12 protein-coding genes are annotated in these 12,525 nt (G+C 42.9%); 6 read left to right on the top strand and 6 right to left on the bottom strand.

The window, feature by feature from the left end; genetic code table 11:
- Positions 1-11: 11 nt before the first annotated feature.
- The 4 genes from MNR06_RS02480 to MNR06_RS02465 form a co-directional block, all read right to left on the bottom strand.
- Complete coding sequence (locus tag MNR06_RS02480; RefSeq protein WP_243538430.1) at positions 12-1,034, bottom strand: type II secretion system protein; 1,023 nt, start codon at positions 1,032-1,034, stop codon at positions 12-14.
- Positions 1,031-1,489: a hypothetical protein gene (locus tag MNR06_RS02475; protein ID WP_243538429.1), complete on the bottom strand. Its 459-nt coding sequence runs from the start codon at positions 1,487-1,489 to the stop codon at positions 1,031-1,033. The genes MNR06_RS02480 and MNR06_RS02475 overlap by 4 nt, the downstream gene beginning before the upstream one ends.
- Positions 1,486-4,473, bottom strand: a complete 2,988-nt coding sequence (locus tag MNR06_RS02470) for a hypothetical protein (RefSeq protein WP_243538427.1) — start codon at positions 4,471-4,473, stop codon at positions 1,486-1,488. Before MNR06_RS02470 ends, MNR06_RS02475 begins: the two co-directional genes overlap by 4 nt.
- A gap of 168 nt (positions 4,474-4,641) precedes the next feature.
- Positions 4,642-5,580: a cation diffusion facilitator family transporter gene (locus MNR06_RS02465; RefSeq protein WP_243538425.1), complete on the bottom strand. Its 939-nt coding sequence runs from the start codon at positions 5,578-5,580 to the stop codon at positions 4,642-4,644.
- Between the two features lie 61 nt (positions 5,581-5,641).
- Between MNR06_RS02465 and MNR06_RS02460 the strand changes: the two genes are divergently transcribed.
- Positions 5,642-6,553: a COX15/CtaA family protein gene (locus MNR06_RS02460; protein WP_243538424.1), complete on the top strand. Its 912-nt coding sequence runs from the start codon at positions 5,642-5,644 to the stop codon at positions 6,551-6,553.
- Here MNR06_RS02460 and MNR06_RS02455 read toward each other — a convergent pair.
- A complete protein-coding gene (locus MNR06_RS02455; protein WP_243538423.1) occupies positions 6,550-7,167 on the bottom strand; it encodes an LON peptidase substrate-binding domain-containing protein in 618 nt (205 codons plus the stop codon). The two genes, MNR06_RS02460 and MNR06_RS02455, sit on opposite strands and share 4 nt — an antisense overlap.
- Before the next feature lie 57 nt (positions 7,168-7,224).
- Between MNR06_RS02455 and MNR06_RS02450 the strand changes: the two genes are divergently transcribed.
- A complete protein-coding gene (locus MNR06_RS02450) occupies positions 7,225-7,662 on the top strand; it encodes a thiol-disulfide oxidoreductase DCC family protein (RefSeq protein WP_243538422.1) in 438 nt (145 codons plus the stop codon).
- Here MNR06_RS02450 and MNR06_RS02445 read toward each other — a convergent pair.
- On the bottom strand, positions 7,647-8,063 hold the full coding sequence (locus MNR06_RS02445; protein WP_243538418.1) for a (deoxy)nucleoside triphosphate pyrophosphohydrolase: 417 nt from the start codon (positions 8,061-8,063) through the stop codon (positions 7,647-7,649). The genes MNR06_RS02450 and MNR06_RS02445 overlap by 16 nt on opposite strands.
- A gap of 78 nt (positions 8,064-8,141) precedes the next feature.
- On the opposite strand from MNR06_RS02445, the gene MNR06_RS02440 reads away from it, so the two are divergent.
- From MNR06_RS02440 to MNR06_RS02425, 4 genes are read left to right on the top strand one after another with little or no spacing between them, the layout of a single operon-like run.
- The gene (locus MNR06_RS02440) at positions 8,142-8,885 is read left to right on the top strand and encodes a YoaK family protein (RefSeq protein ID WP_243538417.1); all 744 of its coding nucleotides are present in this window, start codon (positions 8,142-8,144) and stop codon (positions 8,883-8,885) included.
- Positions 8,882-10,492, top strand: coding sequence for a Na/Pi cotransporter family protein (locus MNR06_RS02435; RefSeq protein ID WP_243538415.1), 1,611 nt, complete (start codon positions 8,882-8,884; stop codon positions 10,490-10,492). Before MNR06_RS02440 ends, MNR06_RS02435 begins: the two co-directional genes overlap by 4 nt.
- Entirely contained in the window at positions 10,489-10,833 is a 345-nt protein-coding gene (locus MNR06_RS02430; protein ID WP_243538414.1) for a DMT family protein, read from the top strand. Before MNR06_RS02435 ends, MNR06_RS02430 begins: the two co-directional genes overlap by 4 nt.
- Positions 10,834-10,880: 47 nt before the next feature.
- On the top strand, positions 10,881-12,524 hold the full coding sequence (locus MNR06_RS02425) for a hypothetical protein (protein ID WP_243538412.1): 1,644 nt from the start codon (positions 10,881-10,883) through the stop codon (positions 12,522-12,524).
- The last annotated feature ends 1 nt before the right edge of the window (position 12,525 follow it).

Below are 12,525 nucleotides of genomic sequence, written 5' to 3'. Positions count from 1 at the left end.
CCCAGAAACTTTTACTTACTTTGTGCCGAATTTGAAGTCAGTGCCTGATCTTTAAACTCAGCTTTTTTAATATTAAAATAAATCATTCTTTTTAAAACAGATTCACGTCGCAGCGAAAATTCCGCAACACCGTCGGAAAGAAGAAATGGCTCGCTCCACACACCGCTTCCTACGTATTCAGATTTATATAGATACGCGGGTGTTGTTTTATAACGACCGTCTTCATATTTTTTCAAAGAGTATTTAATAATTTTCACGCCCTTTAAGCGAATGATAGATTGACCACCACCAATTGAAGGAACGTTTCTTAAAAACTGGTCTGCATTAGCGATAACGACGCCCGTTTCAGGATGTTTTAAATTCAATACTTTTTGAATCATCGAATCACTTAATAAGTTCACACCTTGCACAGAACCCACAAAAATAGGACTGCGCGGAGCAATCTTCATGTTAACAGTTCCATTGACCAGCGGGCGAATACGCGCTGGCGTATCAAGCATAAGAATTTTACCACTTTGCCACATCGCTGAACGATTGGACTGCCCCGGATCCGTTAAAAAATTATTTTTATTCAAAGACACGAATTGCAAGCTTGCAGCTTGATTAAAATCAGCCGGTGCTGCGCCCACATTGTACGCTTTCACCGGATCATAATTTAATAGCGGACCTGCTTTAAGATCAGATACGACAATATAAATCTCTTGGGTCCCAGTGACCTTCAGGGTGATTTTTCGTTCTAATCCATCCGTAATAACGTTGGCAGGGACATCCGGATAGTAATCAAAGAAGTAACGGCCGCTATCATCTTTTTGCAGAACATTGTTGTAAGAAGGATCAATCCCGTTAAGATCCGAGAAAACAATCCGTTCTGCCATGTTTTTATCAATGCTTTGTTCAAGATCTTTCGACATTTTCACTTGATCACGGGAAACCATCAGCTGAGTCGACACAATCGCTGTGGTTAGAACAGCCGCGAGGCCGATCCCAATCATTAGTTCTACTGCAGTGAACCCTTTATTATTTCTTATAATCATTTTGCACTCACCACGAAAATATAGTCTCTGTATTTTTCGCCCTTTTCAGCCCAGCTTTTATGGGTCATACGAAGAGTCACTTTGTATAAACCGCGATAAGCTTCATAGGGTTGAATTGTGTAACCGTAGGTTCCTTGCCATGTCGTTGTCTCTGCTGATTTAGGCGCCACCTTGCCGTTATCCCAAGCCATTGGAAGATTGTCCAAAGCTAAAACCGTTGATGTTCCTTCGTCATAACGGAAGTTCACCTGATAGTTTTCAACGCCGGATTTGATATTTTCTGCGATGTCACTGACTTGTTTTTCAGTCGATGAAGTGACAAGTGTGCCTTTAGTAGTTTCTTTTAACGACATCATCCCACCGATGAAGGTAAATCCGATGGCAGAGATCATCCCCAAACCAACCAGAACCTCAATGATGGATTGACCTTTGTTATTACTTGGGAAGGTTCTCATAACGATCCCTCTCTTGATTGTTCGACGACGTAGAAGCGAACCAGACGGCGTTTACATGTCGTGTTCGATGATTTTTTATTAGGATTAATACCGCAATCAGGATCCACTGCAGTCCATTGGAATGGATCTGCTTTGGCGCGAAGACTGATGGTATTGCAAGTCATACGATCCGCCACCGTTTGCACAGACGGAATTGGGTGCCAAATAGGCTCGTTGTTCGCGGCATTGCAATCGCGACCGCTCATAGAGCGTAAAACACCATTGGCACCGCGAAGTTCCTTGTAGGCTTGTGGATGATAAATCGAACTCCAGCTGATACCCGCTTTGATGGCGGTCGGATGGATTCTCATTTTACCAACGATGAAGGTACCAATAATTCTTAGTGGAGTCGAACGCTCTTCAATTTCTAAACTGTCGCAGGCAAAAAAGCCTGTGATAAAGTCAGAAGTTTTCGTAATCACGCAAGCCCCGACAATCGAACGAACTTGGAATGTTGCATTCGCGCGGGTTTGATTTTCAAAGGACATTTTATCAATGCCTGGATCTTTACCAATCTTTTGACCACCGGCGAAGTTCCATGATGTGCGAGTTCCTGAAGCGAAACTCACGTCCCAACCCGCACCACCAAAGGATTGGGATGTTTGGGCATTACGAGCTTCTTGACATTCCTGTTCAAAAGCCGCCCAGTCCTGTTCACCTTCGTTCAGTGCGATGGCAGAAGAATCTGCCTTACGGGACACTGAGTAAGGAGCTACAAGATTGGTCTTAGAACCGTCAAACTCGAAATTCAAATATCCTACTAGGTTTTGATTCGGAGTTTTTGATGTCGACATACTATTATAGTAAGTACTGTCATAAGCCTGGATGCGCACAACAGGCGCCACTAAATTCCCATTTTTATCTAATAGGTTCTTAGGATTTTTGACATTTACATCCAAATTTAATTTATCGTAAGCAGTAAAGCCGTAATACGAATTCACTTTTGAAGTTGCGATTTCGATCACTGGAGGATTTGCAACGATTAGTTCATATTTATTAAGATCCGACTTCGCTGAATCATAGGCCTTAGATGCTTGGTCGATCAATGATTGCTGACTTGGCATTTTATTGTTTTTAAGGTCAGCAATATTTTTATTAAGGCCGTCGATTTCTTTTTCAAGCTGCGCGATCACTTTAGGATTTTGATAATCGACTTTTTCTTCTTCTTCCTCTACGACGACGTCTTTTCCTTTACCTTTAGAGGAGCTGGATGAGCCACCCGAATCATCAACCGCAGCTGATTCTTCAACCGTCGCTGATTTTTGCGTAGAAGTGCCTTGTGCAGTCATTGTTGTTGTTGTTGTTGTTGAAGATTTCTTTGGTTCTACTGGTTTTGCTTCTTCTTCAGCCAGTTTTTCTTTAGCTATTTTTAAACTTTTATTTAACGATGAAAGCTGTGATTCATAGTCACTGTATTTTGTTTTCGCAGCATCATAAGTCGATTTTGTTGAATTGACTGCACCCTTATAAGAGGCTAGCAATTCAGGGGATCCCACTTGAACTACGAACTTACCTTTAGCTTCCCGTGGGAATTGAGCTTCAACCGCGCGTTCCCCCACAACGATTTTTAGACTTACCACCGCATCATTATAATCATTGGAAGACACAACGGCCGTGCCGGTGCCCCATGCGGATTTATCTAGGATCAAGGCATTACTTTGCTTTTTAAAATAGTTTCCTGATGAAAGAAACAAACGATAATCAAAATCGTTGGTTGTACTTTCGCGCAAACGAGCACCCATTTCAGTACTTAATAAGAATTTAGCACTGGCTTTGTTTTGCTCATACTCGGTACATTTGCTCATAAGTTCAGTGTTAGGTTGAGTTCCCGTTACCATTTTTGCAAAGTATTGAAGACCGGCATCAGCGCCACCGTCATTTTCAATACCTTTTAAAAATCCACCGAAAGTTCTAGCATCCGCCCAATAACGGTCTGTAGTTCCACCGGCAGAGCGCGGAGAGTACTCTTTGTTTGCAGAACGAACCCAACCGTTACCAAGATAAACGCGGTCAGCAAAAGTCACCGCCGAGTATGGTATGGAGGTATCAGTAGCATCCCCCGTGCCAGAGTCATAAGGAACATAAAGGTGGCGATTTACAAAGACAGGACTTTGAAATACCAATCCCTGGCTAGCGCCAAGATCTTTGCGGCTTCCAAATTTATGAATCGCCACATCCCCTTTATCCATGATTGCATCCCAAGATGTATCTAGATGCAAATCGTTTGGAACTAATAATGCAAAGGAACCCACTTCGCGGGGATAAATAACAATTTGAGAAACCAGCTCTGCGGTTTTATTACCTAAAGAGATAGCTTCATTTTCTGCCTTATTGGCGACAAGATAAACACGCGCTGTAAGATAAACTTCACGGCCCGAGCGCGGAAGGTATTCACTGTTATCGCGAGTCAGCTCTATCCAAATACCGCTGACGGCAATAGCTTGACCGTCGGGTCCTTTGACCATTCTGAGTGATTTTAAGACTGGAAATAGTGGATGTTCTGTTGTCGCCGCATCTGATGAGATATAGGCGCGCATTGAATCTAAATGGATTTGATTTGCATTCACCGGCCCCACGTTCTGACCTGAAGCAATCAAGTTACGGATAAAGTTTTCTTGTTCAGTGGACATGATCAGGCGTTCAACGCTGCCTGGATGAGTCAGGTTACATTTAGATACGTTACTACCACTTTGCGTGATGTTGGCATCATTCAAAAGCTTATCATCATTGGTAAAACAATATTTTTGGCGTACACCAAAAATAACGTAGTCCATTGCACTGTTTAAAGCAAATTTGAGGTTCACCAAATTCGCCGTTTTACTTACTTGTTCTTTCTGTCCAATTACTTGATTCGTAAGGACATAAAAAGAAGTACTCATCACGGCGGTGGCGGCCAAGATTTGCAATAAAACATTACCTGCTGAGTTACGTACCGTTTTAAGCATAAATGTTTTTCCTTACTTTTACCCAGACCTCTTATCGGCGTTCCGTAGGAAAAACTTGTACAACAATTTAAATTTACTAAATTGAAATAGATTTGCTGTCTCACTTTGAGATAAATCAGTGTGAGATCGGACTCAATTGATTTCATATTATTTGAGGACCAATAGGATCTATTCGTGGGATGGGTCCACGCACGCGCCACCGACGATTTCAGTTTCAATGGTCGCTTCGATGATGCCAAAATCACGAACACGCTTTTTAATGGCAAGCTTCACATTTTCCATATCCTGGATGGTAGAATTTTCTGCTACCACCACGTGAACAGTGTAAATATGATTTTCTCCGTCCAAAGACCACAGGTGACCGTGATGCAAATCGATGACTTTTGGAATTTTTAAAATTTCTTTTTCTACACTATGAATTTTGATATTCGGCGAAGCCATCAAGAAAACTTTTAAAGCTTCGCGCACATTTCTAAAGACGTTATACAAAATCCACAACGCCAATGCGATGGCCAGTCCCGCATCCAGCTGAGGAATATCATAAAACTTCATGACGATGGCACCGACTAAAACTAGAACCCAACCCAGCACATCTTCAATCATGTGCCACATCAGCATCTTTTCATTCAGTGATTCCCCTTTAGATACCCGATAGGCGGCAAATCCATTGACGGCCACACCCAGAAACGCCAAAAGTATCATCCCATCGGCATGGGGCTGTTGGGGCTGCAACAATCGCGGAATCGATTCAATAAGAATGAAGATTGAACCAAGAATTAGAATAATTCCTGTGATCAAGGCACCCAGGGTTGAAAATCGACGGTAACCATAAGAAAAATCCCCATCACTTTTTTTATGAGAAAGTTTTTCTAGGAAGATGGCCAACCCCACCGCCAATGCGTCGCCAAAATCATGAAGAGCATCACTTAAAATCGCAACTGAATTGGTCCACAAACCACCGACCAGTTCAATACAAGCGAAAGCGAAATTTAAAGCCAAAGCCCATTTCATTCTTCCTAAGGCACCGCCATGGGAATGATGATGGTGATGACCGTGCGCATGGCTATGGGAATGGCTGTGGGAATGACGTGGCATTTGTTCAGACATGGCTCATTAGAAAATTTCCGAGATTGAAAGTCAACCTGCCCCATGATACCTCCATGGAACTATGAATTTGACTCGCTTCAAAAACTTCGCATTCGCACTTTTGGCCTATACTGTTCTGGTGATTTTATGGGGCGCTTGGGTGCGCATTTCCCATTCAGGCGATGGGTGCGGAGACACCTGGCCCCTTTGTCATGGACAATTGATTCCGGAAGCACAACGCGGAAAAACCTGGGTCGAATATGGGCACCGCCTGATGTCAGGCCTTTATGGTTTCGCTGTGATCTATTTCTGGTGGATGGCAAGAAAGCTTTATCCAACAGGTCACTTTGCAAGAAAAGCCGCTTTAGCGACCTTGATCTTTACAATCACTGAGGCTTTGTTAGGAGCAAAGTTAGTTCTATTTAAACTTGTGACGACTAACGATACCCCCTACCGCGCTTTCGTGATGGCGCTGCACCAATTGAATTCTTTTTTGCTGACGGGAGCTGTCGCATTGACGTTTGCAGCGGCGCTAGCTTCCCATGAACTTCCTAAGGAAAATTCTAAAGACAAAGTTTATAAGTTTTTACCTTTAGTGATTATCGTTATTGGCATTACCGGTGCTTGGGCGTCCCTTTCAAACTCGCTTTTCCCAACTCACAATCTTTGGGAAGGTTTGATGGCAGACTTTGCTTCCGAATCGCACTTCTTAGTTCGCTTGCGTGGATTGCATCCATTGCTTGCTACGTTGGGTGGCGGATCTTTGGCTTTGTATTTCTGGTTGAAAGCACAAAGCAATGATACAAAACTGATTCAAGAGCGCTCTGTGCAAATGAGTTTAGCACTGATCGGAGCGATGATCTTTGGCGTGGCCACTTTGGTGCTGCATGCTCCGGTATGGATGAAGATCGGTCACTTGGCCATTGCTCACACTATTTGGGTGTTACTACTACAATGGGTGTTTTTTATGCGCACATTCCGCGCACAAAATTAAGTCGTAAGCTCGCCCGATTCTAAAAGACGATAAAGGAATCGGACCTTTTCATTGATGTCTTTAAATTCTAAAACCATGTGCTGCATGTCGTAATCACGCACTAGATATGAAGCAAAGCTGCCGACGATTTCTTCGGGTTCAACTAAGTTGCGCAGTAAAATATCACGCTGGGTGGGATCTGGAATGTGGGTTTCAATCCAGCGATACAAACTGCGAAACAAAGCATCAAGCTCGGTTTGCAATTGCGGCAAGAGTTCATTTTCTTCAGGAATAATTTCTGCTTCGCACACAATATAAGGGCGACCCTTATCAAGGACCTTTCCCAAGCGTAACTTGCCTTCACCTTTTAAGAAGACCAAAAGTGTACCGTTCACCCGTTCTTCGATGATTTGCGCCTGGCCAAAACCTGCAATTTCACGAACAAAAGAAACTTTTTCGCCGGGCTGGACCGCAGTGACTTTAGAAGGATCTTCTATAAATCCTAGAGCTATCGGAGTCTGGCTACGGACGGCTTCACGCACCATCGCTAGATAACGGGGCTCAAAGACATTTAAAGGTTTTGTTGTTCTAGGAAACAAGGTCACATTGACGAGCGGAAATAAAAAGACTTCCATATGAACAAGACTCCTCACCTTGTCTGATTAGTATAAAGTTAGTAGAATGGAATTACTATGGAAAATATGGAAACCACGAATCTAAAAAATCAGGACAGCCTAAAAGCGAAAAACTTAGTTTTTTTCGATGGAGTTTGTCATCTTTGTAACGGATTTGTGGACGCTGTTATCAGTCGCGATAAAAATCATAAACTTTTATTCGCCCCACTTCAGGGTGACACAGCAATAGGGTTGCTCGCTCCCCATGACAGAGAGTCACTGGAAACCGTTGTTTTTTACGAAAAAGGTAAAACCTATCACCGCTCTTCAGCGGTCATTCGTATTCTTGCGACCTTAGGTGGAATTTTTAAATTATTCCTTTTAGCTTTGATCATTCCAGGACCTATCCGCGATGTGCTTTATAAGCTTGTCGCTCGCAATCGCTATTCCTGGTTTGGTAAACGTGAGTTCTGTCGTTTACCGACGCCGCAAGAGCGTTCTTACTTACTGCCTTGAAGAATCATTTCGACAAAAGGCCTATCTGCTTCAGAAAGCTCCGTGACTTGAATTTCTTCAGGCTTAAGCCACTTAAAGGCGTCGTGTTCAACTAACTGCAGATCGGAACTTAACGACTCTGACCAATGCACTCGCAGTTTTATGACTTTCGATGGATAGGCGTAAACAGCTTCGCCCAAAAGAGCACCGACTTTGATTTCAATTCCCAGTTCTTCGTGAATTTCCCTCACTAAAGCTTGCTCTGGGGATTCGCCTTTTTCTACTTTTCCTCCGGGAAACTCCCAGGCGCCTGCGCCGGTTTGACCTGGTCCGCGGCGAACAATCAGGATTTTTTTCTCTGGATCGCCGTAACGTCGAATCAGAGCCGCGACCACTAAAACTGGTTGGGAATTTTGCGCCATCTTTTACTACCTCTTAAAGACCTGATTATATAAGTCCTTTTTGTATTTTTAAAAGCGATGTTTTAATCTTAATTCATCATGTTTTCCTATCGACAGACTCTGGCTCACTTCAGTAAATCCAATGTCATCATTTGGCTTTCTTTAGCCTTTCAAGCGGGATCTATAAATACCGGTGGATATCTTTCTTGCCATCGCTTTGTTTCTCACATCACGGGGTTTGGTACTTTGGTGGGAACTGAATCAGCACAAGGAAGATGGACTGCAGCATTGGGCATGTTGGCGGTGCCCGTGTTTTTCATAATTGGCGCTATGCTATCAGCTGTGTTGGTTGATAAACGAATTCAAATTGGCAAGAAGCCTTTATACCCTATCGTTATGTTACTCATTTTTTCTTTAACATTAGCAGTAACGACGGCAGGAAATTTGGGAGTGTTTGGAAACTTTGGCGCCGAGATCGCGCGCAACGACCATTTTCTTTTGGCAGCCCTTTGTTTGGCCTGCGGTTTACAAAATGCAACCATCACTTCGGCGTTTGGCGCCATCATTCGTACCACTCACTTAACTGGTGTGACCACGGATTTGGGAATTGGAATGGTTCGCGTGATCAGTGGCTCCCATCACATTCAACCACGGGAAAACGAAATACTTGCAAATTGGATGAGAGTGGGAATCATCGTTTCATTCATTCTTGGCTCTTTAATTTCTGCTTACGCATTCATGCATGTTCAATATTGGGGCTTCCTAATTCCCACAAGCATTGCTACAATTTTGTTTGGCTGGAGCCTTGTTAATTTCAATTCAGATTTGGATACCTCATCATGATAGACACCCATAACTCCTATTTTATTATTCTGATCAGCGGTGTAGCCCTGTTTCTTTACGGCATGGGCTTGGCTTCGTCTTCTTTAGAAAAACTGATGGCGGGAAAAATCACGGTTCTTTTAAACCGTTTGTCCCAAAGTAAGTTCTTAGCAATTTTGACGGGTGTGGTACTTACGACTTTAATGCAAAGTTCGGGTGCTGTGACTTCAATGCTTGTGGGGTTGGGATCAGCCCGCGTGATCAATCTTCGTCAAGTGATGGGCGTTATCATCGGTACTGCGATCGGTACGACGTTAACTGTTCAATTCATCTCTTTGGATTTGGGTAGTTATGCCCTGCCAGTTTTTGCCATCGCTTTTGCTTTTTATTTTAAATCTAAAAAGACCGTCTTTAAAAACCTATCCATGGTGTTCATGGGTTTTGGTTTATTGTTCTTTGGCTTGAATTTGATTTCGGTTGCCTCCCATCACTTCGCTGAAAATCCGCTGTTGACGGGATTATTTCAAAGCATCCGTGACAACCCTGGATATTCACTTCTAATTTCCATCGTATTCTGCGCCTTTGTACAAAGCAGTGCTGTGACTATCGGTCTTGCGATGAGTTTAGCTGCGGTGAAAGCCATCACTTTCTACGATGCGATGTTATGGGTTTACGGTGCCAATATCGGTACGACTTCTGTGGCACTTATTGCAGCAGCGGGTGGCAACTATATCGGCCGTCAGGTTGCTTGGGCCCATTTCTTTTATAAGACAATCAGTGTGGTGATTTTCTATCCGTTCACGCAGTTGTTCATCGACTATCTGATGACTTTTGATACGACCACCCCCCGTTCAATTGCCAATGCACATTTGATATTCAACGTTTTATCAGCGGTGATGTTCTTCCCATTCATTAATAAGGGTGCAGAGTTGATTGAAAAAATGTTCCCGAAAGCGGCTTCCGAAGAATTCGGGACTGAATTTGTGAACTTAAATAACTATCAAAGCTCTGCCTTGGCGATTTCCTATGCCAATCGCGAAATTCAGCGCACGGCGGATATCGTTTTAGGTATGACCAAAGATTCGATTCGTCTTTTTGAAACGAATGACCCCAAGGACTTTGATTCCATCAAGGATCGCGATAACAAGGTCGACTTCCTTTATCGTGAAACGAAAATGTTCTTATTGGATCACGCCAATAAATCAACCACGGTAGTTCATCAAAACGTCATGAATATGATCATGTTCCTAAGTGACGTCGAAAGAGCGGCGGATGCGATTGACATCAACATCTTGGCCCTGGCGATTAAAAAGAACGCCTTAAAGCTTGAGTTCTCGGAAGAAGGTTGGTCTGAAATCCGCCACATGCACGAAAAAGTGGTTAAAGTGGCAGCCATGGCTATTAATGCCTATTCAAACAAAGACCTTTGCGAAGAAGCGATTCAGTTGAAACGTGATTTAGCGAAAACAGAGATATCTTTGCGCGAAAACCACATCAGTCGCCTGAACCGTGGTCTAGCTACTTCGATTAACACCAGCTCTATTCACTTGGATTTACTAAGTGAGTACCGTCGTATTGCAAGCTTGCTTTGCAATCACGCCTATAATCAAAGGTCCTCAAACCCATGAATTCAGCCATCACACCCATAAGCCTTTTGATTCTTTCCAATGTATTTATGACTTTCGCGTGGTACGGCCACTTGAAATCATTTAAGGATTCAGCACTGTGGGTGGCGATCTTGGTAAGCTGGGGAATTGCATTTTTTGAATATGTCTTGCAAGTCCCTGCCAACCGTATCGGCTACACTCAGTTTAGTTTGCCTCAGCTAAAGATCATTCAAGAAGTCATAACCATGGCTGTGTTTGCGGGGTTTTCTATTCTCTATATGAAACAACCTTTGAAGCTTGATTTCCTGTGGGCGGGCCTATGCTTAATCGGCGCCGTTTACTTTATTTTCAGGACTCCTTAAGATTTTTCTAACAAATGTATCTCATTCCAAGATATACTTAAAAGTATATGAAGTTCATATACATCCTCGAAGATGATGAACGCACCCAGGCCGATCTTTACGAATCTTTAAAGAGTATTGATCCGAAGCTTTCTATTCGCTTTTTTCTCAGTCTTGAACAATTTCACGAATGGCTCAAATTGGCCATGCACGAAGGCACACTTGCCTTAGCAAAAGGCGGTCAGAAATATAAAACTGACGAAAGCGAAGCCATCGAACCTTCCGACGCTCATCAGTTGCGCTTAGTTATCGCCAAGAATGAATTTCTGGGAATTAAAAATCTTGATCTATTAAAGCGCGCCCGCGACTTTTTCGTTCGTAAAAAGTTATGTCCTGCGGAGGAGGTCACTTCACTAGTTATCACCGCTTTTGATAGCGCTGATTTTGATATTTCCTTAGCTGAAGAACGCATCATCAACAACGTGATCTTTAAGCCGTTTGATAAATTGATGCTTAAGATGCATTTGGAATACGCTTTGGTTGGCCACAAGCCACTAAGTACGGAAACTGTTTCTGCTATGCAAATGCAGTCAACTATCGAAATGCTGAAAGAAGTTTCTTTAAATAGCGTTTCTGAAGTGGGCTTTACGACATTTAATAATCACCCTATCAAACCTGGTGCTTTGACAAAATATTATAGCGACGCTTTCTTAACTGACGATAAACGAAGCGTTCTTGCTGTTTGTAAATCAAGCACAGAGATGACCCCGGGCAATTTCTTAAGTGAATTTTTGTTCTTTGGTATGGACAATAAACAGGTCAGCCAGATTCGCAGAAACATTTTGCAGAATAAAAACCATCAAAGTCAGGAATTAAAAAACAGTCTGATTCCAGCGTCGAGCTTTGCTTTAGGTAAAAAGCCTGAAATGCCAGTTCCTTTAAAAATTATTATCGTGGATGAAGAGACAACGAATCCGCTTGGATCAGAACTAAGGCAATTGCTTATTGATAAAATGAGCAATATCGAAATTTATTCTTACGAAAGCTTCACCCAATTACTGTCGGATCTGGCAGATAAAGAAACCGCCCACCGCCAAACGATTCCTGCTCAAGTTGACCTCATCTTTGCTAACTTTGATATCTTCGGCACTGAAAAAGATAAACGCTGGCAAACTGTAACTCAATATCTCAGTGATCGCGGTACCAAACATGAGGTGAAAACTCCGATTGTACCGGAGCTATATTTATTTTCGCGCAGATCTGTAGCATTAGAAGAAGTGCGGACTTTTGGTGAGTTCGTAAAAGATATGTTCTTTGCTCCGCTGGATCGCACTTATATTGTGAAAAAACTTGTAAGCTTTCACAGCAGAATGGTGAATCGCGAGGCCGCCACCTTAGCCCGCGTGGATGAAGAACGTGTATTGAAAGTGGCAAACCCAGTTCAAATCACGCAGATTTCTGAAGCAGGACTGATTTTAAAATACCATCGTTCGATGAGCATTGGTGCATTTAGAGAATTCATTTTATGGCGGCCCCAGGAGCTTGAAACCCCTGAGATCGTGGGCACAGTGAATTACACTGAAGAAGATAAAGGTGAAGACGGCGGAAGCCTCAACCACTTCGTCTTCTTTGGTATGAAGGATTACTTCTTAAAGCACATCCGTTTATGGCTGCGCGAATCCTATATCAAAACCAAAGACAAAGCCTCTTAAT

It is taken from the genome of Bdellovibrio reynosensis (genome assembly GCF_022814725.1).
Classification (GTDB): Bacteria; Bdellovibrionota; Bdellovibrionia; order Bdellovibrionales; family Bdellovibrionaceae; genus Bdellovibrio; species Bdellovibrio reynosensis.
Note: the sequence above shows the minus strand (reverse complement) of the source record. Positions and strands in the feature narration are given on the sequence as shown.

What these genes read in the sequence shown, in the direction of transcription:
- MNR06_RS02425 (WP_243538412.1), top strand. Translation starts at nt 10,881, where the DNA reads ATGAAGTTCATATACATCCTCGAAGATGATGAACGCACCCAGGCCGAT.
- MNR06_RS02480 (WP_243538430.1), bottom strand. Translation starts at nt 1,034, where the DNA reads ATGATTATAAGAAATAATAAAGGGTTCACTGCAGTAGAACTAATGATT.
- MNR06_RS02450 (WP_243538422.1), top strand. Translation starts at nt 7,225, where the DNA reads ATGGAAAATATGGAAACCACGAATCTAAAAAATCAGGACAGCCTAAAA.
- MNR06_RS02470 (WP_243538427.1), bottom strand. Translation starts at nt 4,473, where the DNA reads ATGCTTAAAACGGTACGTAACTCAGCAGGTAATGTTTTATTGCAAATC.
- MNR06_RS02475 (WP_243538429.1), bottom strand. Translation starts at nt 1,489, where the DNA reads ATGAGAACCTTCCCAAGTAATAACAAAGGTCAATCCATCATTGAGGTT.
- MNR06_RS02440 (WP_243538417.1), top strand. Translation starts at nt 8,142, where the DNA reads ATGTTTTCCTATCGACAGACTCTGGCTCACTTCAGTAAATCCAATGTC.
- MNR06_RS02435 (WP_243538415.1), top strand. Translation starts at nt 8,882, where the DNA reads ATGATAGACACCCATAACTCCTATTTTATTATTCTGATCAGCGGTGTA.
- MNR06_RS02455 (WP_243538423.1), bottom strand. Translation starts at nt 7,167, where the DNA reads ATGGAAGTCTTTTTATTTCCGCTCGTCAATGTGACCTTGTTTCCTAGA.
- MNR06_RS02430 (WP_243538414.1), top strand. Translation starts at nt 10,489, where the DNA reads ATGAATTCAGCCATCACACCCATAAGCCTTTTGATTCTTTCCAATGTA.
- MNR06_RS02465 (WP_243538425.1), bottom strand. Translation starts at nt 5,580, where the DNA reads ATGTCTGAACAAATGCCACGTCATTCCCACAGCCATTCCCATAGCCAT.
- MNR06_RS02460 (WP_243538424.1), top strand. Translation starts at nt 5,642, where the DNA reads ATGAATTTGACTCGCTTCAAAAACTTCGCATTCGCACTTTTGGCCTAT.
- MNR06_RS02445 (WP_243538418.1), bottom strand. Translation starts at nt 8,063, where the DNA reads ATGGCGCAAAATTCCCAACCAGTTTTAGTGGTCGCGGCTCTGATTCGA.